Raw genomic sequence first — 22,663 nt, 5'->3', positions numbered from 1 at the left:
GGGTAGGCCTGATGGCCCACATCCCAGATCACCTTGTCAGCCGGGGTATCGAACACCGCATGCAGGGCCACGGTCAGTTCCACCACGCCCAGAGAGGCGCCCAGATGGCCACCGGTGGTGGAGACGGCGTCAATGGTCTCGGCCCGCAGCTCGTCCGCAATCTGCTTGAGCTGCTCGACCGAAAGGTTCCGCATGTCAGACGGGTAGGTCACCCGGTCCAGAGCAGGAAAACGGCCAAGGGTGGGAATCTGGGGCTTGTCCGACATTCTTCTCAGTTCCTGCGTTCAATCACGTAATAGGCCAGATCTCGCAGGCGGTCGGCCTGCTCTCCAAACGGAGCAAGATCTTCAATGGCGCTTTTGGCCATGCGTTCTGCTTCGGCGCGCGCGCCGTCAATTCCCAGAAGGGCAACGTAGGTAGACTTGCCGGAAGCTTCATCCTTCCCAGCCGTCTTGCCCAGTTCTTCAGCCGTAGCCGTGGCGTCCAGCACATCATCCGCAATCTGGAAGGCTGCACCAATATTGGCACCGTAGGAGCGCAGACGCTGCTGAAGTTCCGGTTTGGCCTGCCCGAGAATGGCTCCTGCTTCTGCCGAGTAGCGGATCAGGCAGCCGGTTTTCAGGGCATGCAGGTGGCGGACTTCTTCCAGCGGCAGGGCGCGGCCTTCGCCTTCCATGTCGATCATCTGACCGCCCACCATTCCGGCAGCGCCTGAGGCCTGCGCGAAAGCGGTGATTAGGGCGATGCGCACGGTCGTGCTCTCGTGCGTTTCGGCTTCTGCCAGAATTTCAAATGCTTTGGTCTGAAGAGCGTCACCGGCCAGAATAGCCGTGGCTTCATCAAACTTGCGATGGGTGGAGGGCTGACCGCGACGGAGATCATCATCATCCATGGCCGGCAGATCATCATGCACCAGGGAGTAGGCGTGCAGCATTTCAACGGAGGCCGCAACGCGGGCGGACTGGCAGTCCGGCACATCAAACAGGCTGGCGGTTGCCATGGCCAGATAACCGCGCAGGCGCTTGCCGCCGCCCAGCGTGGCATAACGCATGGCGTCAATCAGACGGGCATCGCCACCGCTGGTGGGCGGCAGAAGCTGGTCGATTGTCGCTTCAATCACTTTGGCGCGGGCCGCCATAGCCTGCTTGAGCAGCGGCCCATTGGCTGAGGAGTGCGTCTGGGAAGGGGCGATGGTTGTCGGGTCAGTCATCGACGTCTCAATCCATAGGTTTCATGGTCAACGATCCGTCAGACCGTTGCACGATCGCCTGAACGCGGGCCTCGGCCTCGCTCAGCTTGGTTTCGCAATGCTGGCGTAAGGCTGCCCCGCGCTCGTAGGATGCAATGGCCTCTTCCAGCTTGAGCTGGCCGCCTTCAAGGCCGCGTACAATCTTCTCCAGCTCGGAGAGTGCGTCCTCAAACGACAGAGACTTGATGTTATCCGACATGGCGCAGGTCTTCCTATCCGTCATGAGGGGCAGGCATTACTCCGATAAGCGTGGGTCTGCCAAGTCTTGCCGGGGTAGAATGCGCAATAAAACATACCGCCCTCACGGTGAGGGTATATCCGCACGGCGTCTGATGGTGAAGGACAGGGAGCCGTTTTCATCTGAAAACGCGACCAGCGCGTGACCGGTTTCCCTGCAAAACACCTGAAAATCCACGATAGAGGACCGGTCTGTTGCCAGAACGCGGAGCTTTTCTCCCGCCTGCATGCCGCGCAAAAGACGGTTGGCTTTTAAAACCGGAAGGGGGCAGCCAAGCCCCCGCGCATCAAGAACAGCCTCATTCATGACACAGAGCCTTGTATAGAGAGTGGAAGATGTGTGATTGCATAGTTCACTAATTTATCCCATGCCGCATGGCATATTAATCATTTGCCGGAAGAAGACGTAGGGTCGCTGTATGTCAGATTATCGTTTAGGAATCGATGTTGGTGGAACCAAGGTCGAAATAGCAGCCCTTGATTCCACAGGGGAAATCCTTCTGCGGCATCGTGTTGCAAATCCCGGTAATTACGATGATCTGCTCGTGACGTTGCGGGATCTCGTGGAAGAGGGACGTGGACGTACAAACCGGACGGCTACGGTCGGGGTCGGTATCCCCGGTGCTATTGATTCCCGCACAATGCGGGTCAAGAATGCAAATGCTACATGGCTGAACGGCCAGACATTCGGCAAAGATCTGGAGCAGGTGCTCGGCTGCCCGGTGAAGGTAGAGAATGATGCCAACTGTTTTGCGCTGTCTGAAGCAGTGGATGGCGCAGCAGCGGGTCGCAAGATCGTCTTCGGGGTGATTCTCGGTTCCGGCGTGGGTGGCGGTTTTGTCATTAACGGTGAACCGGTGACAGGCCTGCATCACATTGCCGGCGAATGGGGGCATATCCCGCTTCCGTGGGTGCGGGAAGACGAATTCCCTATGCCGAAGTGCTTCTGTGGGAATGAGGGCTGTCTGGAGCGTTTCCTGTGCGGCCCTGCTCTGGCTGCTTCATGGAAAGGCGAGGGGCAACGCTGCGCAGACGGTATTGAAGAAGCTGCTGCTGCAGGCGATGTCGCTGCCCTTAAGGCGCTGGATACGTATGTGGATCGGCTGGGGCGTGCCTGCGCGCTGGTCATCAACATGGTGGACCCGGACGCGATTGTGCTGGGCGGCGGCGTCTCCAACCTGAAGACGATCTACACCCGCGTGCCTGAGGTGATGAAGAAATACGCCATCACCCCGGAATGCCGCACGGAACTGCTGAAAAATCAGCATGGTGACAGTTCCGGCGTGCGTGGCGCTGCGTGGCTGTGGGGGAAATAAACAGGCTGACCTGAGGTGAGGCCTGCCTGCTCATTCCGTTCCGGCAGGCTCAGGTGTTGGCCTGAGCCTCTTTGAGGCGATCAGGCCGGAAGCCTGTCGCTACCACATAAAGTTCGCTAGAATCCTTGCGGCTGGCCGGTGGTTTGGCGTGCCGCACCAAAGTGAAGGCCTGCTTCATCACATCAAGGATGGCCTTTTCCGAGCCGCCCTGAAACACCTTGGCGACAAAACCACCGCCCTCTGCCAGAATTTCAAAGGCAAAATACAGGGCTTCTTCAGCAAGCCCGATAATCCGCATATGGTCCGTCGGGCCGTGGCCGGTTGTGTTGGGGGCCATGTCCGAGAGCACCAGATCGGCCTTGCCATCCAGCAGGCTGACCAGCTTGTCCGGCATCTCGGGGTCTGTGAAGTCGCCTTCGATGATCTCGGCACCCGCCACAGGATCAACCGGCAGCAGATCAACCCCGACAACGCGATTCGCACCACGTTTGACGGCCACCTGTGTCCAGCCGCCGGGTGCGGCACCCAGATCGACCACGCGCATGCCGGGCTGGATGAGGTGAAAACGGTCATCCAGTTCAATCAGCTTGAAGGCCGCACGGGAACGCCAGCCTTGCTTGTGGGCAGCCTGCACATAGGGGTCGTTCAGCTGGCGGGCCAGCCAGCGCTGCTGCGCAGTTGTGCGTCCGCGCGCCGTGCGGAGGCTGACGGATTTGGTGCGCATTGTGCGCGGGGCTGATGAGTCATCCAGAGAATGATTGGAGCCGGGGGCGCTGCTGCTGGTGCGGGCACGCCCCGGAACGCGGAGAGAAGTTGCTTTCCGGGGAGGCCCGGATTTTTTGTCGCTCATGAACCTGTTGCTTGAATAGGGTGCAGAAAAGGGATGGGGCCATTGAGCATGGGCGCTTTGTGGAGCCTTCTGGATGCAGACCCACTCTTGCGGATCATGCGCAGAACCATGCCATCCCGTAGGCCACGGTCTGCCACAATAATATCTTCCACCGGCCAGGTCTCGTGAATAGCCTCGAAAATGGCGCAGCCCGGCAAAACGAAGGGGGCACGATCCGGCCCGATGCACGGATGCTGTTCTATGCCTGCATGCCCCATATCCTGCAATGTCCGAACGGCCTTGCGGGCACTGGTGGCTGGCAGCTGTGAGCCATCAACCGCCGCACGCACATAACGGGGCAGGTTGAGCACAAGGCTCGCCAGTGTGGTGACGGTGCCACTGGTGCCAATAAAGCGTGTTTGCTTGCGCCGAATTTCCGGGCCAATCCGATGCACGCCCTCAAAGTCCTGCAGGGCCGCCTTGGTGTGGTCCACCATCTTTTTATAGAGGCTCGGGTCATCATGGCCGGTGCTGCCGAACTGCTCTGAGAGGGTAATGACCCCCACGGGCAGGCTCAGATAGCCAATCAGCTCATGCGTCTGACGAGGGGCGTCCACACGGACCCAGGCAATTTCTGTCGAGCCGCCGCCAATATCAAACAGCAACGCCCGGTTGCGCACAGGCCCGAAGCGCGGATTGTGCACAAGGTTGGCGCAGCTTTCTACCGCAAGGGAGGCTTCCTCTCGCGCGGAGATGATATTGATATGAAAGCCGGTCTCCGTCCGCACGCGGTTCAGAAAGTCTGATCCGTTCACCGCGCGGCGGCAGGCTTCCGTTGCAACGGCACGGATATTCTTGATAGGGCGGCGACCGACACGTTCCGCACAGGCGCGCAGTGCGTCCAGTGTACGTTCCATGGCGGGTTCGCCCAGTCGGCCTGTATGGTGCAGGCCTTCACCCAGCCGCACCATGCGGCTGTAGCTATCAATAACGCGGAAGCCGCCAGCGGTTTGCGCCGCGACCATCAAACGGCAGTTGTTTGTTCCCAGGTCGAGCGCGGCAAACAGCTCATCTTCGGCAGAACGAGAGTAGGGTGAAGGATAAGCTGGTCTGTCCGGGCGGCCGGCCCAGGGGGGGATGCGATCCATCTGTCCGGTCCTTAGTAAGAGGTTGACTCATGTTAAGACTATTTTTGGGGAGGGCGGCCAAAGGAGCAAGACAATTATGTGACAAACCGACATTTCTTTTCGTTTAGGCACTTGCGCCCCCTAATTCACAGTGCTAGGAAGGCGTCACCGCAGCGGAGGCGGCTTTTTAAGCCTCCCGGTTCTCCTTGCTGGGAGATAGTTTAGCGGTAGAACTACCGGCTCTGACCCGGTCAGCCCTGGTTCGAATCCAGGTCTCCCAGCCAATCTTTCCCAAAAAATTATAGTCTTATATTGGGTCGCTCAGAGTGATATTCAACTCTGCGCTGTAAACCTGTGTTCAGACAGGTCACCCTGCCTTCCGATCTCCCATAAGGAGGAGGATCGCAAAGCAGGGCGCTGCCAGATTTCAGAAGGTCGCGCTCAGGCTCAGATTGAACGAGCGCCCTAAACCCGCGAGCGGGCTCAGAACCCCGGTGGCGCGATAGTCCCCCAGAGAAAGACCGCCTAGCGGCAGATAGTATTTCTGGTTCAGGACGTTCTCGATGCTGGCATCCAGTGTCAGCACCCGCCAGTGGTAGCTTCCGCCCAGACCCAGCAGGGCATAGCCGGGCGTGCGGGGCTCATTGCGCAGCCAGTCCACAGTGCTCTTGGCTTTAACAAGGGTGACCTCGACGCGACCCGTCCAGTTTTCATAGGTTTCATGCAGGCTGATGGAGCCGTTGGCGGGCATCTGATGATACAGGCCGGAGCGGGTCACCAGATCCTGCCCCCGTACCCAGTTCAGATTGGCTTTGAGCTCTCCTGCCCCAAAAGCCGGGCTTTTCCAGAGTCTGACGAAGCCTGAACTGTTGATGCCGTAGCTCCGGGCATTGTGGTTGACGAACTGGAGTTTGGACAGGCCGTTAGAGAGCGTGCCAATGCGCACCACATTTATATAATTGTGGGTGTAGGTATAATAAGGCTGCACCTTGAGTTCCCACGCATTGTTCACCGGGTCATGCCAGGTGAGGGTGGTGCTGAGCGTATTGGCAATTTCTGATTTCAGGTTGAGGTTGCCGACATAACCATTGCCGTCTCCAAACCAGCCAATCATTGTGGTGCTCATAGCGCCTTCGCCCCATGAGTAGCGCTCATACAGGCTGGGAGCGCGGCTTTTGCGGGCGTATCCACCCTCCAGCGTGAGGCTGTCGAGAGGTGTCCAGCGTGCCAGAGCTGTGACATCAAAATTGGTGTCGGTGCGTCCGCGAGAGGCCGCGTTAAAGCGTTGGGCAGCCATGGCGTCGGCCATGCTCATCATGCTGGTCCATGAATACGGGGCGACCGGACCGGTATTCATCATCACCAGATCATTCCGCAGTCCCAGTTCTGTGGAGAAGCGCGGCAGCCACTGGGCTTTCCATTCAATATAATGGCCGAGGCGGTCGCGGTGTCCCTGATTGATATTATGGAACGTGTCTGGCCCCATCATCATGCTGCCGCTCAGGGGCGGCCACCAGTCGTTCAGGCCATTATGGTCAAAGGAGCTACCCAGCCCGAGTATATGCTTCCGGCCAAGCGGAATGGTCGCCTTGATGGAATAGCCTGCCGTGCGGGTATCCGTATTCATCGGCATGCCGGTTGTGGCGGTATGGCCCCCTTTGTCGGCCAGCATGTTCATGGCGTGGTCGACCCGTTGCCAGAAACCGCGAGCCTCCAGCGTGCCCCAGTTGAAATCACCCTTGTATTTGCCGTTCACAAAGGTGGAGCGGTTATTGGTCATATCCATGTACTGGTTGGGGAAACCCTCATAAGGGATATCCTGCTGACCGACGGTGAGCGCCAGCAGATGGTTCTCTTTTTTCACCCCAAGTGTCACGGCATGGTTGAAGCTGAGATAGCTGGTGGAGAGAACGCGCCGGCTGTTGCCTCCCGTGTGATAGTCGCTGGCATGGCTATATGAGCCGGTATAGCGCAGGCTTAGCCAGTCATTGGCAGTGGTGAGAGAGCCGGACGCGCCCGATCCGCCGCCATTGCTGCGATAATCCCCCCGGACATGGCCTGTCACGAGCAATTTGGACGTGCTGGAAAAGATGGGATCTTTCCGATTGACCTCCAGCGTGCCGCCGGTGCTGTCGCCACCCTGACTGACAGAGGTGATGCCCGCAATGGCGACAGCGGACGAGACGGCATCCGGGTCAATATAGGACATTGCCGGATTCATATGGTTGGGGCAGGCGGAGGGAATGCGCATGCCATCGACAAAGGTCGCCACGCGCTCATCCGCCATGCCGTTCAGAACAGGCAAAGAGGAGACACCGCCAGCGGAATAGGCGCTGTATCCCAGACTGTGCCGAAACAGATTGGCCGTATCCGGGTTGGAGGACATGTGATGCCGGGTTCCGTTGACCGTCATCTGCTCTGTGGATGGGCTGTCGGCGTCCGCGTCTGAGGTTGGCGTGGTTGGTACGGTTAAGGCTTCTGTTGAAACAGGTGTAGCGGGCAGACGGCTTTGAGCGTCCGCTGCGGATGGGCGGGCGACTGTGCAGGCCAGCGCGCAACCGGCAGCAAGCAGGCTGGTGCGCGCGGCATGCCGAACAAAAAGACAAGACATTGTGCTGAGACTTTCCTTGAAACGGAAACAGCCGACATCACAGGCGTTCAGGTGTCCTGAAGGCCTGCGTGTCAGCGCGTATCGTTTTCAGAGAAAGGCTGGTGGCCCCGTAGGTGGTGGCCGAAGGGCAAGAGCAAGAAGCGGCGGTGCGCGCGGCAGGAGCGTGCCATAGGCTGACTGAGACCAGGCAATCAGGATCAGGGCCGCAAGAAACGCCACACTGAAAATGACAACTGGCAGATGCAGCAGCGGGCAGAGCGGGCACGACCCATCATGATGATGGCCTGAATGCTGAGGCGCTTTGGCGTGTGCCATTTTCAGCATATGCCCGGCAGCCATGTGCATGACATGCGGGAGCGCGGGGGGCTGATCTGGCCCGATCTGTAATCCGGTCAGCCGTTCAAATGTCACACGGGGTGCTTCATCCGGCAGAGCATTGCTTTGGAGAAAAAGCTGTCCGCAAAACCCCAGCAGAACGCAGCACACCATCAGCCAGCGACACAGTGTCGCCAACGCAAAGGGGACTGAGTCTGAACGGCGCATGGGAAGAGTGTTCGCCTCTATTCCGGGAATATCCCCTTAAGAAAGCACTCTGAGGCTGTTGTAAAGAGCATAATAATCATGCGTTTTATCTCCAGAACCCCGGAGGGGTATAGCCTAAGTACTATGCGTTTTAGGGTGCTGAGGAGGGTATTCTCCCTTTTTACTGACGCTAGTTCAGCTCATGTTTGAGGGACGCAAAGAGTATGAGTGGCCATAGGGTGGCAGTGGCTTGCATCAAGGGAGACCGGATGACGCGGGCAGAAAGCTCTTGAGTTCCTGTTTTGTTCTCATTATAAAAAGCGGAACAGGAGGGATGCACTCATGGCGTCATCACACTCGGATACACTGGATTTGCTGCGGGACCGGATTGCCCGGATGAACATCAGCCCTGCCAGTTCCATCACGCAACGGCTTTCCACAGGTGTTGCGGAAATTGATGCCCGTCTGGGCGGCGGTCTGGAAAAAGGGACCGTCCACGAATTTTTTGGAGCAGGGAGTGACCGACAGGTTTCTGCCAAGCCTGCGCGTTTTGTGGCAGCCGTTCTGGTCCGCACGACAGGTGTGGTCATCTGGATTGGCGAGGAAACGCTCGATCTCTGTGTAGCAGGCGTTGAGCAGGCTGGTCTCAATCCGGGGCGGTTGATCTGTGTGACAGCCACGCAAGCCTCTTTTGTGGATTTATGTGAAGCCGTGCTGCGGGAACCAGGCGTTGGGGCCGTGGTGGTTGATAGCCGCACAGCGCCAGACCTTGGCACAACGCGCCGCCTGCAACGGGCTGCGCATGAGCGCGGAGCGACCGGCTTTCTGCTCTATCGCTCAGCTTTTCTGGCTGGCTGTCCGTCACACTGCCTGAGTGCCACACGCTGGAAAATCGGGCCAAGCACGTCGTTCAGCCTCAGAGATAACCCTGTTGGCGGCGCCTATGCGGCGGAAGAGCGGTGGTCGATTGAGATGCTGAGCCATCATCATGGTGGGGCGGCTGGCTGGGTGATTGATCCCGCCCAGTATGAGAGGCATCCTTTCTCGGTTTCGCCAGAAGAAAGCCCGCAACACGCCCGGGACGATAGAGAGCGGCGGTCGTGGTGGCGGAGCGCCTTACGCGCCTGAGTTTCTCACGAGCGAGGATGCTTTTCTTCTTGCCGTATCTGAAGCTGATCCATGCTAAGGAGCAGCGCATGATCGGACTATCAGGCACAGAAGGATAGAAAGCATGCGTCTGGATGATGAGCGGGAAAGCACGAATATTGATGACGAGCGTGGTTCCGGCGGTGGTGGTGGCCGTGCCCCTCTGAAGATCGGTATTGGCGGCATTCTGCTGGCACTGGGGGCTTTGTATTTTGGAGTAGACCCCAAAATTGTTTTCAGCCTTCTGGAAGGGAGTGCGTCTTCCGGTAATCAAAGCGCGGTTGTCGCGCCGCAGCAGTCTGTGCAGGGGCCGGATACGCAGAAGCAGTTTATTGCCCGTATTCTGGGTTCAACAGAAGATGTCTGGACATCCTATTTTCAGCAGATGGGCCGCACGTATCATGAGCCCAGACTGGTGCTGTTCTCAGGCGGCACGCAGTCTGCCTGCGGATATGCGCAAACGTCTGTGGGACCATTTTACTGCCCGGCGGACCACAAGGTGTATCTGGATCTCGCCTTTTTTCAGGAATTGAAAAACCGGCTGGGTGCCGGGGGTGACTTTGCGCGGGCTTATGTGGTGGCGCATGAGGTCGGGCATCATGTCCAGAATGAGCTGGGGATTATGGCGCAGCTTGAAAAGCAGAATGGCGGCATGAGCGAGCGCGGCGCGACGGGCGCTTCTGTCCGGACCGAGCTGCAAGCGGATTGTTTTGCCGGTGTCTGGGCCAAGCGGGCGAATGACGCAAAGAGCATCCTGCAATCGGGCGATGTGCAGCAGGGGCTGAATGCGGCCTCCGCTGTGGGGGATGATCGCCTGGAACGGCAGGGGCAGGGCTATGTTGTGCCAGATAGCTTTACGCACGGTACATCCGCCCAGCGTGTCAACTGGTTCAGCCGGGGGCTGCAAAGCGGCGATATCCGGCAGTGCGATACGTTCAGCGCGCTTGCTCTTTAAGGCGGGTCTTATTCAAACTGTTTTGAATCTGCATCCTTCTGATTCCAGCAATGAATAAAAAAGTGCTCCCGATATTATTCGGGGGGCATTTTTTTTGCGCATAGAAATAGAGAATCTCAAAAATGTTGCATGCTTTTTTTTTGGGGACCTCTTATACTACTGGGTTATCCAAAGAAAACCTGATGCGCGTACGGTGTTCCATTGAAGAGTGTTAAGAAATTAAGCCGCAAAATTTTAAGAGCTTTTAAGGGATACCGCTCCAAAGAAGGCGATTTAAAAAAAGAGCAGGGCAATCCAGTCACATCTCAGCTCGGCTTTGTGGATCATATTGGTTTGCGTCACGTGCACGGCTGGGTGATGGATCCGGATGATCCGGCTGAACGCCTCTCTGTAGAAGCTTTTTTGCCAGAAACAGGGGAAAGCCTTGGTAACGCTGTTGCAAGTCAGTTTAATCATGGAATTGCAGGGGTTGGTGATAACAGCCGGCAGTATGGATTCTGGTTTCCTCTAAAGCGTGAGATCACCCCTGAAGAACAAAAGAATCTGCAGGTAAGGGTTCCGGGCCGGAACGAAGTTTGTCGCGCCCCCAATCTGGAATCCTGGCATCCACTTCTGCATGTTGCGATGGATATCGTCGATAACTGCAATCTGCGCTGTCCTTTCTGCCTTTATGATTACAGTAAGGTGCGCAAAACGCACTTTATGACGCAGGAAACCCTGGAATCAGCTCTCCGCCTCATGCCCTATACCAAGGACCGGGAATTCTGGTTTTCCTGCCTGCATGAGCCGTCGCTTCATCCGGATTTTCTCTCATTTCTGAATCTGGTACCGCCCGCGATGCGAAAGAAGGTGTTTTTCACATCGAATTTTGCCCGCCGTATGCCGGAATCTTATTTTCAAGGGCTCGCAAAAAGCGAAATCTCTCACGTCAATATCTCTCTCGAATCTCTCACGCCAGAAATCTATGAACGGATGCGTAAGGGGGCACGCTTTCCCATCTTCATGGAAAACTGGGATAAGCTCATCACTGCATTTAATGAGGTCAATTCATCAGTTAATTTATACTATATTATTATGGCTTATAAATCGAACCTCGATGAGTTGCCGAGTATGGCCCGTTATTTGATAGAAGAACGCCGCGCTGCACGTGTGGAGATTCGCTATACTTACGATGTGCCATTTATTGAGGCAGCTTTTCGTGATCAGGAGTTTTTACAGGAGGAGGACTGGGACTGGCTTCAGGCCAATCTTCCTCATCTGGGCTCAGGGCAAGTTGTTCTGGATAGGCCGGCTTTTTCGAAAACACGTGAGGACGATGTCGCTGAACCGGACGTGGTGCCTGCTGCATATTCGGAGGCCGGTTTTTTGCCAGACCGATATCTGGCTCGTCTTATGTGGGATGGAACGCTCGAATTAAGAGGGATCAGTCGGGCCAGTGAGGGCGAAGCGATGGTTGAAATACCTATTCTCACCAGAAATATTCGGGATATTGATGATCTGGATAGTTTTTTTCATTCACTAAACTGTTCGAAAATTCCGTCCTGAAAAAATCTCATCAAGCTTTTCGGTCAAAGTTTTTTTCAAAATGGATTTTCCGCTGCTACCGTAACGGATCATTTTTTGATGGCAATGAGCGGGACAGGTTCTCTGCTCCAGCATCAGTAAGCCGTTCTTGCAGTCCGGCAGATTACAAAACAAAGGCGCAGCGTTCTCTGGTAGCGCTGCGCCTTGATCGTAGAAAGCAGAAATAAAGAAAGAGCCTGCTTCATGCCATCAGGCAGCAAAGCAGGCGCTCTTTTTCAGGATGCAAAAACTTTCGAAATGGCGGCCTGAGCTTCCGTCTGGATAGCGTGCAGGTGTTCTTCGCTTTTGAAGCTTTCGGCGTAGATTTTGTAGACATCTTCCGTGCCGGAGGGGCGGGCGGCAAACCAGCCGTTTTCCGTCACCACTTTCAGGCCGCCGATGGGGGCGTCATTGCCCGGAGCGCGCGTGAGCTTGCTGATAATCTTGTCTCCAGCCAGCGTTTCCAGCGGGAACTGCTCCGGTGAAAGCTTGCTCAGCTTGGCTTTCTGTTCGGCATTGGCAGGGGCATCAATGCGCGCGTAGAACGGCGTGCCCAGACGTGCACTGAGTTCGCGATACTGCACGCTCGGGTTTTTGCCGGTTTTCGCCGTAATTTCAGCAGCCAGCAGGCCGAGGATGAGGCCGTCCTTATCTGTGGTCCAGACGGTGCCATCACGCCGCAGGAAGGTCGCGCCCGCGCTTTCTTCACCACCAAAGCCCAGTGAGCCATCCATCAGGCCCGGCACAAACCATTTCAGCCCGACAGGCACTTCCACCAGCTTACGACCGAGATCTTTCGCAACGCGGTCAATCAGCCCGCTGCTGACCAGCGTTTTGCCTACACCCAGTTCGGGGCTCCAGTCGGGGCGGTTACGGAACAGATAGGAGATAGCGACAGCAAGGTAATGGTTGGGGTTCAGCAGGCCATCCGGCTTGGCCACAATGCCGTGGCGGTCGGCGTCGGTGTCGTTCGCAAAGGCCACGTCAAATTGGTCGGCCATGCCAATCAGGCTCTTCATGGCGTAAGGCGAGGAGCAGTCCATACGGATCTGGCCATCCCAGTCGGCCGTCATGAAGGCAAACTGCGGATCTACCGTTTCATTCACCACCGTAGCGTTCAGGCCGTAACGCTCAATAATCGGCTTCCAGTAATGCACAGCAGCACCACCGAGCGGGTCAATGCCGATTTTTACGCCGGCATCCCGAATGGCCTTCATATCAATGACGGAGTCCAGATCAGCCACATAGGGGGTAATGTAGTCATACCCTTTGATGCAGGCGGCCTTGCGAGCTTCCTCATAGGGAAGGCGCTTCACATCCTTCAGGCCATCAGCCAGAAAACCGTTGGCCATGTCCTGAATGGCTTTTGTAATGGCAGTATCCGCAGGGCCACCGTTGGTCGGGTTGTATTTAAAACCACCATCGGACGGCGGATTGTGGGAGGGGGTGATGACGACACCATCAGCCAACCCTGTCGTGCGGCCTTTGTTATAGGTCAGAATTGCGTGAGAAATGACGGGTGTGGGGGTGAAGCCATCATTCTCGTCCACGCGCACATCCAGCCCATGGGCTGCAAACACTTCAATGGCAGAACGCTGAGCCGGACCGGACAGAGCATGCGTATCCATGCCAACAAACAGAGGGCCATCAATGCCTTCAGCCTTCCGGTGGCGGCAGATCGCCTCGCAGATGGCCAGGATATGGCCTTCATTAAAACTGGTGTGGAAGGACGATCCGCGATGCCCGGAGGTGCCAAAGGAGACGCGCTGGGTCGGAATGGAGACATCAGGCTTGCGGTCATAATACGCTGCAATCAGAGCCGGGATGTCAGTAAGCTGGGACTGATCAAGTGTCTTGCCAGCAAACGGGCTGAGTGAGGCCATCGCTTCAAAAATCCTTGTAGAACCTGGGGTATCAACGGTCTGCCAATACGCTTTCTGTCAGGAGGAAAGCGTGTGTCCGGTGGGATGTCCAGAGCGGAAAGGGCGTTTCCGCCGGTCTTGACTAATAAAAAATTTCCTAACGGTAATTGTTTTCTTTTATTTAGCAAAGATGCGTTTCTGAGAAGGGGCTCTGGAAAAGGCAGACAAACGAGAGAAGACCTATCAAACACGAGAGTCTGGCCGGAATGAGGCTTTGAAGAGGTGCAAGATCTGTCTGTCTTGCGGGCCCGCTCTGTATATAAGAAGAGAATGCTGATGAACCGGAACGATCCCTGAGCACTATGACGGACAAAAACCGCATGACCCTGACCGCACTTCCTGATGAGGGCTCGTCTTCCAGCCGGATTGAGGACCGCATTGTCTATGCCGCGCTCTCTGGCCAGATCGCACCGGGCGAGCGACTGGGGGAAAAGGATCTGGCGGAAATCTTCGGGGTATCCCGCACGCTGGTGCGCGAGGCCATGATGCGGTTGCAGGCCCGCGGCATTGTGCAGGTCTCCTCTCGCCGGGGCTGGTTTGTGATTGAGCCTACCGAGGAAGAAGCTCGTCATACGCTGGATGCCCGCCGGGCGCTGGAAGTGGGGATGCTGGTCACGCTGGGGAAGGGCGACGCCCGCGTCATTCAGGCTTTGCGGGAACATGTTCAGGCGGAACAGGCTGCTATCGAGAGAGATGACAGAGCCGCACGCAGTTATCTGCTCGGACATTTTCATGTCTGTCTGGCGGAAACGCTGGGGAGCCCGGTGCTGGCGGCTTTGTTGCAGGATCTGACAACGCGTACCGTGCTGATTGCCGCCCTCTACCAATCGTCTCACGATGCGTGTGAATCCAGCGGCGAACATGAGCAGATTATTGATGCGCTGGAAGCAGGCGACGTGCCGGAAGCGGCCCGCTTAATGGATGCGCATTTGCGCCATGTGGAAAACGCACTGAACGAACGGCATGTGCGCACCCGGCTGAAAAACCTGAAATCTGCGCTCGGTCGCCCCGATTAAACACCAATCAAAGCATCCCTCCTGAGCATGACATGCGGAAGGGGGTTGCAAGACCTTTTTCTTGTATGCAAGATTGTATGCGAACTGCAACGACTTGCGCCATTGCAGGCAGGAGCCTCTTTTTATGATGTCTTCAGACTGTTCGGATATCGCCAGCCTTTCAGCGCTGCCTCCGGGAGGACACCGTGCCGTTGCCCGGTGTGATGAGCTGGGTGTTGCACCCTATTCTGAAGAAAAAGACCAGCTTTTCCGCCCGTATCTGAGCGCATCCTATCGCGCGACTTGTGATTGTATTGCTGGCTGGATGCAGTCTGCGGGCATGAAAACCCGCATTGATGCAGCGGGGAATCTCGTCGGGCGCTACGAGGGGCTGACACCAGATGCTCCGGCCCTGCTTATCGGCTCCCATATTGATAGCGTGCGGGATGGCGGCCGCTATGACGGCATGCTGGGTGTGCTGATGGGTGTGGAACTTGTCGCACACTATGCCGCGCAGGGGCGACGCTTTCCGTTTGCGCTGGAAGTTATCGGGTTTGGGGATGAGGAAGGCTCACGCTTTCCTGCTGCCATGTTGACGTCTCGCGCTGTGGCCGGGCTTCTTAAAGAAGTGCCTGCCGAGATGCAGGATGCGGCAGGTATTAGCCTGCAGGACGCTCTGGCCGAAGAAGGTCTGGCGCTGGAACGCATGCCGGAGGCGGCCCGCAAACCGGAAGAAATCCTTGCCTATCTGGAAGCGCATATTGAGCAGGGGCCGGTTCTGGAGGCTGAAACCCGGGCTGTGGGTGTGGTGACGGCCATTGCCGCGCAATATCGCTTCCGTGTGCGCATGAAAGGTGTGGCAGGGCATGCGGGCACTATGCCCATGACCTTGCGGCAGGACGCTCTGGCTGCTGCCGCTGAGGCTGTTCTGGCGATTGAAAAAATCGGTCAGTCCGGCCCGTCTGATCTGGTCGCCACGGTTGGTCAGCTGACCGTGGTGCCGGGTGTGCCAAATGTTGTGCCGGGGGAAGTTGTTTTCAGCATTGATGTGCGGGCAGGGGATGCCGCAGTGCGCAATGCCGCTACCGCAGAAATCCGCATAGCGCTGGAGGCTCTGGCAGCCCGGCGCAAGGTGACGCTGGAGATCAGCTTGCAGCAGGACCTGCCCGCAACGCCGTGTGATGCCGCGTTGACCAACATGCTGAGTGAAGCCGCCCAGAGCGTGACGGGCACTGTGCCGCGCAGAATGGTTAGCGGGGCAGGGCATGATGCCATGATCGTCGCGGCACTTGCCCCCGTCTGCATGCTGTTTATCCGCTGTGAGGGCGGGATCAGTCACAACCCGGCAGAAGCCGTGAACCCGTCGGATGTCGAGCAGGCCTTTCAGGTCATGACCCGTTTTATTGAAGATTTTGCCGGACGTCGTCCGTAACGTAACCAAGGAAAGGCCTGTGTGATGGCAAACGATTTTTTTGGCCAGATTGACCCGCCGCAGAGGCTTTTGATGGGACCGGGGCCGGTTAATGTGCATCCGCGCGTACTGCGGGCCATGGCGGCGGACATGCTGGGCCAGTTTGACCCGGAAATGACCACCTACATGAATGAAACCATGGCGCTGTATCGTCAGGTTTTCATGACGCAGAACCGCTGGACCTTTCTGGTGGACGGCACGGCGCGTGCGGGGATTGAGGCAGCTCTGGTCTCTCTGGTGGAACCGGGCAGCAAAATCCTGATTGTGCGGGCCGGGCGTTTTGGCCTGCTGCTGTCTGAAATTGCCGAGCGGATTGGCGCGGAAATCTGCACGATTGATCTGCCCTGGGGTGAAGTGGCGACGCTGGAGCAGATTGAAGAGGCATTAATCGCGCATCGCCCGCAGGTTTTTGCCTGTATCCATGGCGATACCTCCACCACCATGGCGCAGCCGCTTGAAGGCGTGGGCGCGCTGTGCCGCAAATATGATGTGCTGTCCTACGTGGATGCCACGGCAACGCTGGGCGGCATGCCTGTTGCGGTCGATGCGTGGGGCGTGGACGTGGTCTCCGGCGGTTTGCAGAAATGTATGGGTGGGCCTCCGGGTTCTGCACCCATCACCATTTCTGACCGTGCGGCAGAGCACATCATGGCGCGCCGGCATGTGGAAGCCGGAATTCGTAGCGGGGATATGGCAAACGGCAGCCGCGCGCGTATCCCCTCCAACTATTTCGATCTGGCCATGGTGATGGATTACTGGTCGGAAAAACGGCTGAACCATCATACGGAAGCCACCACCATGCTCTACGGCGCGCGGGAAGCGGCCCGTGTGATGCTGGAAGAAGGGCTGGATGCGCGCTTTGCCCGGCATAAGGCTGCCGGTGCCGCCATGGTGGCCGGACTGCGGGCCATGGGGCTGAAGGTGTTCGGGAATGATGCCTATCGCATGACCAACGTAACCGGGGTGTGGATCCCGGAGGGTGTGGAAGGCGAGCGGGTGCGTCAGCGTATGCGTGATGATTTCGGTATTGAAATTGGCACAGCGTTTGGCCCGCTGGCGGGCAAGATCTGGCGCATCGGGGCCATGGGCTACAATGCCAAAAAGCACAATGTTTTGCTAACACTTGGGGCTTTGGAAACCTGTCTGGCGGCAGAAGGCTATGCCGTTAAACGCGGTGCAGGTGTGGATGCCGCTCTTGCAACGTGCCAGAACTGATATCACTATCGAAACAGACTGACAGGAGGGCGACATGAGCGAGAAAGACAACACAATCGCCAGACTGGAGGCGACGGCTGCCTGTCTTGATCTGACAATTCCGGAAGCCTGCCTGCCGGGCGTAGTGGCCAACACACAGCTCTTGCAGGGCTATGTCGATCTGATTTGCGGCATGACCCTGCCTGATACCTGTCTGCCTGCTTATGAGTATCGCCCCTGATGACGTCCCTAATCGACATTGCACATCGTATCCGGGCGGGTGAAGTCTCTGCCGTCCAGATTGTTCAGCAAACGCTACAGACCATTCGGGAGCGGAATAACGTCTATAACGCTGCTACGCGCCTGCTGGATGAGCGCGCTCTGAAAGCGGCCGCCGAGGTTGATGCGCGTCTTGCCCGGGGTGAACAGGTGGGTCCGCTGGCCGGTGTGCCGTTTGGCGTGAAGGATCTGTTTGATCTGGAAGGTCTGGTCACAACAGCCGGATCTGTTGTTCTGAAAAACCAGCCCCCGGCCACGCAGGATGCGGAAGTGGTGCGTCGGCTTTGTGCGGCAGGCGCTATTCCCGTTGCAACGCTCAATATGGATGAGTTCGCTTACGGGTTTGCGACAGAAAACGCCCATTACGGTACGACAAAAAACCCGCATGACACGGCGCGTCTGGCGGGAGGGTCTTCCGGTGGGTCCACTGCTGCGGTGGCGGCGGGACTGTTGCCGCTCACACTAGGGTCTGACACCAACGGCTCCATTCGTGTGCCCGCCTCTTTGTGCGGGGTTTGGGGGCTGCGGCCCACGCAGGGGCTTCTGCCGTTGCAGGGGGTCTATCCGTTTGCGGCTAGTCTGGATGTGGTCGGGCCGTTTACCAGCACCAGTGCGGATCTCGCCTGTGCGTTTGAAGCACTGAGCGGCCAGTCCGTTGCCACAGGTCAGGACGTCTCTGGTTTGAAAATCGGGCGTCTGGACGGGTGGTTTGCGCAGGATCTGGCCCCGGAACTGGTGGCTGGGATGGATCGGCTTCTGGATGCGTGTGCCGATGTGCGCACGGTGACACTGCCAGAGGTGGCGCGGGCGCGGGCAGCGTCCTTCGTCATCACGGCGGCGGAAGGCGGAGCGCTGCATCTGGGCCGCTTGCGGACGCAGGCCATGGCGTATGATCCGGCAACGCGTGACAGACTGATGGCAGGCGCGTTGCTGCCCGCCATGCCGATTGTGCATGCGCAGAGAATACGCTCATGGTTCCGGGATGTGCTGCATGACGCCTTCCGGGAGGTGGATATTCTGGTGGCTCCCGCCACGACGGGTGCTGCACCCCGGCTGGACCAGCCGACGATCACGCTTGGTGGCAAACAGGTTTCGGCACGGGCTAATCTGGGCCTGTTCACCCAGCCTTTAAGTCTTGCGGGCATGCCTGTTGTGGCGGCTCCACTGGCTCCTGCACCGGGGAAACCCGTCGGCTTGCCGCTCGGTGTGCAGTTGATTGCAGCACCGGGGAAAGAAGCAACGCTTCTGGCCTTTGCGCAGGCGATGGAAAAAGTCGGCTTACTGGGCTTTCCCTGTGCTGATGCAACTCTGAACACACAGGCCTGACCTCATGCTGCATACGCCCCGCTCAACCCGAGGGATGGTCACATCACCGCATCATCTGGCCAGTCAGGCCGGGCTGGATGTGCTGAAGGATGGCGGCACGGCGCTGGATGCTGTGATTGCGACGGCAGCTGCATTGGCCGTGGTCTATCCGCATATGACGTCCATCGGGGGTGATGCCTTCTGGCTGATTATGTGGCCGGATGGGCGCACGGAAACCATTGATGCTTGTGGGGCGGCGGCGGCCAAAGCTGATCTGGCATTTTACCGCAACGCAGGCCACGCCGTAGTGCCTTGGCGCGGCGGAGCAGCGGCCAACACCGTAGCGGGAACCATTTCCGGCTGGGGTGAGGCGCACCGGCTTTCTCAAACCTACCATACCCGGCAGCAGACGCAGGCGTTGTCGCTGGAGCGGCTCTTGCGTGACGCCATCTGGTATGCGGAAGCCGGGGTGCCGGTGACGGCGGGTGGCGCAGAGGTTGCCGTTCAAAAAGGGGCCGAGTTGCGCGTTGTGCCCGGATACGCGGCGGTGTTCGAGCCGGAAGGCCGCCCGCTACGGGATGGCGATATTCTGAAAAATCCGGCATTGGGGCAGACATTGCGGACACTGGCCGCAGAAGGGCCGAATAGTTTTTATACAGGCTCTCTGGCGCAGAGCGTTGCCGCAGATCTTGCCGCAGCAGGCAGCCCGCTTTCTGCGGCTGATCTCGCCGCTCATGCCGCCATGCTCCGTGAGCCTCTTTCTGTCGGGATTACCGGGGCGACGCTCTATAATATGGCCCCGCCAACGCAGGGGGTCGCGTCTCTTCTTATTCTGGCGCTTTTTGACCGACTGCGCGTGCAGGAGCCGGAAAGCTTTGCCTATTGGCATGGATTGGTTGAGGCGACCAAGCAGGCGTTTCGTTATCGGGACACGCACGTGGGCGACCCGGCCTATATGACGGTTGAAGCCCAGCATACGCTGAGCGACCCGGCAGTGCTGGACCAGATGGCCGCTGCCATTGACCCACAGAAGGCGGCCCCATGGCCGTATCCGTCTCAGGCGGGTGATACGGTCTGGATGGGGGCGATTGATGCGGATGGTGTGGCGGTCAGCATGATCCAGAGCACCTATTTTGAATTTGGTTCAGGCGTGGTCCTGCCGCAGACAGGGATTGTCTGGCAGAACCGCGGCTCCAGCTTCAGACTGACTGAGGATGGGTGGAATGCCCTGCGTCCCGGTCGGAAACCGTTCCATACCCTGAACCCTGCCGCAGCCCGGTTCCATGATGGCCGGGTCATGGTTTACGGCACTATGGGCGGGGAGGGCCAGCCGCAGACGCAGGCCGCCGTGTTCACCCGTTATGCGCAGTATGGCATGGGCTTGCAGCAGGCCGTCACGGCCCCGCGCTGGCTGCTGGGGCGCACATGGGGGGAGGAGAGTGTCACCCTCAAATATGAAGACCGCTTTGCGCCGGAGGTGGTCGCGCAGATGTCGGCGGCTGGACATCAGATGGAACGGGTCGCGCCCTTTACGTCAATGATGGGCCATGCCGGTGCCCTTGTCCGGCACCGGAATGGCATACTGGAGGGCGCGACGGACCCCCGCAGTGATGGTGTTGTGGCCGCCTGGTAAAACAGGCGGTTCTTTAAGCGGTCTCAGGCCGAACGTAGACCGAGCGGCCATCGGCCCATGTGGCTTTAACGCTGCGATCGTCTCCCAGCGTCATCAGTACGAACAGAAGGTCGGCCATGCTGGTACACTCTTTGGTGCGCAGGGCCAGAAGAGGCGTTGCTGCCGGGTCCAGCACGCACAGATCGGCTTCCATGCCGGGGGCGATGGTGCCGATTTTGTCATCCAGATGCAGGGCCTGTGCGGCTCCCGCTGTGGCCAGCCAGAAGGCCTGAATGGCATGGAGGCGCTGTTTCCCGGCCATTAGGGAAACCTTATAGGCTTCCCCCATGGTGCTGAGCAGAGAAAAGCTGGTGCCCGCGCCAATATCTGTGCCCAGACCCACATTGACCGGGCGACGTGGGTCTACGGCATCAAACAGTCGAAACGCGCCGCTGCCCAGAAACAGGTTGGACGTTGGGCAGTGGGCCAGCGTGCAGTGTGTGTCATGACACTGCTGAAAATCGTGTTCATGCATGTGAATGGCATGACCGAAAATGGCGCGTGGCCCAACCAGTCCGGCTTTGTCATACACATCCAGATAGGATGAGCGTTCCGGGAACAGAGTTTTGACGAAGGCAATCTCATCTTCATTTTCCGCAAGATGCGTCTGCATGAACAGATCATCGCGGCTGTGGAAGAGAGCGCCTGCGCATTCCAGCTGTTCCGGGGTGCTGGTAATCGCAAAGCGTGGGGTAATGGCGTAAAGCTGGCGTCCCTTATTATGCCATGTCTCAATCAGCTTCTGAGACTCATCAAAGCCTTGCTGAGCGGTGTCACGCAAATTATCCGGGGCATTGCGGTCCATCAGGACCTTGCCTGCAATCATCCGGGTGCCGAGCTTTTCTGATTCCTGAAAGAAAGCCGTGACGGATTCAGGATGCACGGTGCAGTAAACTGCGGCAGTCGTAGTGCCGTTGCGTAGCAGCTCCTGCAAAAAGGCGCGGGCAATGGCCTGGGCGAAGTCCGGGCTGGAGAACTTTGCCTCGGTCGGGAAGACATACTGTTGCAGCCATTCCAGTAACTGCTCACCCCAGGAGGCAATGACGGGCAGCTGCGGATAATGGACGTGCGTATCAATAAACCCGGCGCTGATCAGGCTGTCCGGGTAATGCGTGATGCTGACCCCCTCCGGCACCTGTGCACGCAGGGCATCATACGCACCGCATTGGGTGATTTTCCCGTTTTCAATCAGGATCAGCCCGTCTTCTTCCACATGCAGCGCGTCTTCCGGCGGCATGGTGAACGGATTGCCAGTAAAGGTCACAAAACGCCCTCTCAGAGCGGCAGTGCGGGAGGAAGAGGGCATGAAACCTCGCAAGAATGAGTGGGCCGGCTTTAGAGCTGATCGGCGAAAAACTGCTCAATTTCAGAAATGATCAGTCTGGCCGCCATGGAAAGCTGGCGCGACCTGTCAACACAGAGCGCCAGCGTGAGCGGAGACAGCTTTTTATTGAGGATGGGCGTGAAGGCAAGCTGATTTTTCTGCACTTCGTCATACACATCCAGATAGCTGAGGATGCCAATGCCCACCCCGGCGCTGACCAGAGATTTGATCATCTGGATATTATCAGCCCGGGCAACCGCCTGAATCTTGATGCCGGTTTCGGCTTCCAGCAGTTCAAGGGGCCTCCATAACGCCAGAGGCGGGGCGGGGATGACGACCGGATATTCCGCACACAGGCTGAACGGGGCTGTTTCCAGCGTACCAACCGGATGATCGGGCTGGGAGATGAAGCCGAGCGGAATTTCCCGATGTGCCCGCACAAACAATTCCCGCATGTGGCCGGGGTTGAACATCAGGGCAAAGTCGGCCTGACCGTCTACCAGAATCTCGCCCATGTCCCGGCTGGCGCGCACATGCACATTTACCACAATACCGGGGTGTGTTTCCCGCAGGCGGCCCAGGACGGCGGGCAGAAAGCCTTTGGTCAGTGCATCGGGGATCAGAATGTCCGCCGAGCCCTGCCGCAAGCCTTTCAGATTATCAATCTGGGTGGTGAGGGCACGGAGGTCCCGGGTCCAGCGGATGCCGGAAGACAGCAGGAGTTCCCCGGCGGTGGTCAGTCGTAGTCCGGTTGGCAGGCGCTCGAAAAGCTGAGTGCCCAGTAGCTTTTCCCCTTGCAGGATCTGCCGGTCGATGGCGGAGGCCGCAATGTTCAGTTCGTCCGAGGCTTTCCGGATGGAGCCTTGTTGCGCCACGGCGATGAAGTAACGGAGGAAACGAGAAAAAACCGGCATAAGGGGTGATCTCATTTTGCGAACGGATTAGA

The 22,663-nt window shown here is 58.0% G+C and carries 21 protein-coding genes and 1 tRNA gene; 11 read left to right on the top strand and 11 right to left on the bottom strand.

The annotated features are described in order from the left end of the window. From KP703_RS11375 to KP703_RS11360, 4 genes are all read right to left on the bottom strand, one after another. The coding region (locus tag KP703_RS11375; protein WP_306789697.1) for a 1-deoxy-D-xylulose-5-phosphate synthase N-terminal domain-containing protein at positions 1-266 on the bottom strand (266 nt) is incomplete at its 3' end. Between the two features lie 5 nt (positions 267-271). Next, positions 272-1,210, bottom strand: coding sequence for a polyprenyl synthetase family protein (locus tag KP703_RS11370; RefSeq protein WP_215754996.1), 939 nt, complete (start codon positions 1,208-1,210; stop codon positions 272-274). Between the two features lie 7 nt (positions 1,211-1,217). After that, positions 1,218-1,472, bottom strand: coding sequence for an exodeoxyribonuclease VII small subunit (locus tag KP703_RS11365; RefSeq protein ID WP_373320526.1), 255 nt, complete (start codon positions 1,470-1,472; stop codon positions 1,218-1,220). 78 nt (positions 1,473-1,550) lie between these two features. Further along, a complete protein-coding gene (locus tag KP703_RS11360; RefSeq protein WP_043549995.1) occupies positions 1,551-1,793 on the bottom strand; it encodes a sulfurtransferase TusA family protein in 243 nt (80 codons plus the stop codon). 112 nt (positions 1,794-1,905) lie between these two features. Here KP703_RS11360 and KP703_RS11355 point away from each other — a divergent pair, with 112 nt between their 5' ends. Beyond that, positions 1,906-2,802 (top strand): ROK family protein, encoded by an 897-nt coding sequence (locus tag KP703_RS11355; protein WP_215754995.1) that lies wholly within the window; start codon positions 1,906-1,908, stop codon positions 2,800-2,802. A gap of 49 nt (positions 2,803-2,851) precedes the next feature. Here KP703_RS11355 and KP703_RS11350 read toward each other — a convergent pair whose 3' ends face one another. After that, positions 2,852-3,652: an RlmE family RNA methyltransferase gene (locus tag KP703_RS11350; protein ID WP_215754994.1), complete on the bottom strand. Its 801-nt coding sequence runs from the start codon at positions 3,650-3,652 to the stop codon at positions 2,852-2,854. Then, a complete protein-coding gene (locus KP703_RS11345; protein ID WP_082779603.1) occupies positions 3,649-4,779 on the bottom strand; it encodes a Ppx/GppA phosphatase family protein in 1,131 nt (376 codons plus the stop codon). Before KP703_RS11345 ends, KP703_RS11350 begins: the two co-directional genes overlap by 4 nt. A gap of 189 nt (positions 4,780-4,968) precedes the next feature. Here KP703_RS11345 and KP703_RS11340 point away from each other — a divergent pair. Further along, a tRNA-Gln gene (locus KP703_RS11340) sits at positions 4,969-5,042 on the top strand. A gap of 143 nt (positions 5,043-5,185) precedes the next feature. Here the strand turns inward: KP703_RS11340 and KP703_RS11335 are convergent. Then, entirely contained in the window at positions 5,186-7,369 is a 2,184-nt protein-coding gene (locus KP703_RS11335; RefSeq protein WP_215754993.1) for a TonB-dependent receptor, read from the bottom strand. An 87-nt stretch (positions 7,370-7,456) separates the two neighbouring features. Next, positions 7,457-7,912, bottom strand: coding sequence for a DUF2946 domain-containing protein (locus KP703_RS11330; protein ID WP_252354030.1), 456 nt, complete (start codon positions 7,910-7,912; stop codon positions 7,457-7,459). Positions 7,913-8,233: 321 nt separating this feature from the next. Here KP703_RS11330 and KP703_RS11325 point away from each other — a divergent pair, with 321 nt between their 5' ends. The 3 genes from KP703_RS11325 (at position 8,234) to KP703_RS11315 (ending at position 11,537) form a co-directional block, all read left to right on the top strand. After that, complete coding sequence (locus KP703_RS11325; RefSeq protein ID WP_215754992.1) at positions 8,234-9,019, top strand: ImuA family protein; 786 nt, start codon at positions 8,234-8,236, stop codon at positions 9,017-9,019. 103 nt (positions 9,020-9,122) lie between these two features. Next, positions 9,123-9,992, top strand: a complete 870-nt coding sequence (locus KP703_RS11320) for a neutral zinc metallopeptidase (protein ID WP_215754991.1) — start codon at positions 9,123-9,125, stop codon at positions 9,990-9,992. A 201-nt stretch (positions 9,993-10,193) separates the two neighbouring features. Continuing rightward, a complete protein-coding gene (locus KP703_RS11315; RefSeq protein WP_062142295.1) occupies positions 10,194-11,537 on the top strand; it encodes a radical SAM protein in 1,344 nt (447 codons plus the stop codon). 254 nt (positions 11,538-11,791) lie between these two features. Here the strand turns inward: KP703_RS11315 and pgm are convergent, their stop codons facing one another. Next, the gene (gene pgm, locus KP703_RS11310; RefSeq protein WP_062142297.1) at positions 11,792-13,438 is read right to left on the bottom strand and encodes a phosphoglucomutase (alpha-D-glucose-1,6-bisphosphate-dependent); all 1,647 of its coding nucleotides are present in this window, start codon (positions 13,436-13,438) and stop codon (positions 11,792-11,794) included. A 359-nt stretch (positions 13,439-13,797) separates the two neighbouring features. Between pgm and KP703_RS11305 the strand changes: the two genes are divergently transcribed. The 6 genes from KP703_RS11305 to KP703_RS11280 all read left to right on the top strand — a co-directional run bounded on the left by KP703_RS11305 (position 13,798) and on the right by KP703_RS11280 (position 20,354). Then, positions 13,798-14,493, top strand: a complete 696-nt coding sequence (locus KP703_RS11305; RefSeq protein WP_215754990.1) for a GntR family transcriptional regulator — start codon at positions 13,798-13,800, stop codon at positions 14,491-14,493. 124 nt (positions 14,494-14,617) lie between these two features. Then, the gene (locus KP703_RS11300) at positions 14,618-15,904 is read left to right on the top strand and encodes an allantoate amidohydrolase (protein ID WP_373687483.1); all 1,287 of its coding nucleotides are present in this window, start codon (positions 14,618-14,620) and stop codon (positions 15,902-15,904) included. 24 nt (positions 15,905-15,928) lie between these two features. Further along, on the top strand, positions 15,929-17,158 hold the full coding sequence (locus tag KP703_RS11295; protein ID WP_061491075.1) for an alanine--glyoxylate aminotransferase family protein: 1,230 nt from the start codon (positions 15,929-15,931) through the stop codon (positions 17,156-17,158). Positions 17,159-17,192: 34 nt separating this feature from the next. Beyond that, the gene (locus KP703_RS11290; protein WP_062142306.1) at positions 17,193-17,378 is read left to right on the top strand and encodes a DUF4089 domain-containing protein; all 186 of its coding nucleotides are present in this window, start codon (positions 17,193-17,195) and stop codon (positions 17,376-17,378) included. Next, the gene (locus KP703_RS11285; RefSeq protein WP_215754989.1) at positions 17,378-18,742 is read left to right on the top strand and encodes an AtzE family amidohydrolase; all 1,365 of its coding nucleotides are present in this window, start codon (positions 17,378-17,380) and stop codon (positions 18,740-18,742) included. The genes KP703_RS11290 and KP703_RS11285 overlap by 1 nt, the downstream gene beginning before the upstream one ends. A 4-nt stretch (positions 18,743-18,746) precedes the next feature. Beyond that, positions 18,747-20,354 carry a gamma-glutamyltransferase family protein gene (locus KP703_RS11280; RefSeq protein ID WP_215754988.1) on the top strand — a complete coding sequence of 536 codons (1,608 nt, stop codon included), beginning with the start codon at positions 18,747-18,749 and terminating at the stop codon, positions 20,352-20,354. 13 nt (positions 20,355-20,367) lie between these two features. Here the strand turns inward: KP703_RS11280 and guaD are convergent, their stop codons facing one another. Continuing rightward, positions 20,368-21,699: a guanine deaminase gene (gene guaD / locus KP703_RS11275; RefSeq protein WP_215754987.1), complete on the bottom strand. Its 1,332-nt coding sequence runs from the start codon at positions 21,697-21,699 to the stop codon at positions 20,368-20,370. A 29-nt stretch (positions 21,700-21,728) separates the two neighbouring features. Further along, positions 21,729-22,631: a LysR family transcriptional regulator gene (locus tag KP703_RS11270; protein WP_215754986.1), complete on the bottom strand. Its 903-nt coding sequence runs from the start codon at positions 22,629-22,631 to the stop codon at positions 21,729-21,731. Positions 22,632-22,663 lie beyond the last annotated feature (32 nt).

Source organism: Acetobacter sp. P5B1, assembly GCF_018811985.1.
Classification (GTDB): domain Bacteria; phylum Pseudomonadota; class Alphaproteobacteria; order Acetobacterales; family Acetobacteraceae; genus Acetobacter; species Acetobacter cerevisiae.
The sequence above is the reverse complement of the archived record's forward strand: the minus strand, read 5'-3'. Positions and strand labels throughout refer to the sequence as shown.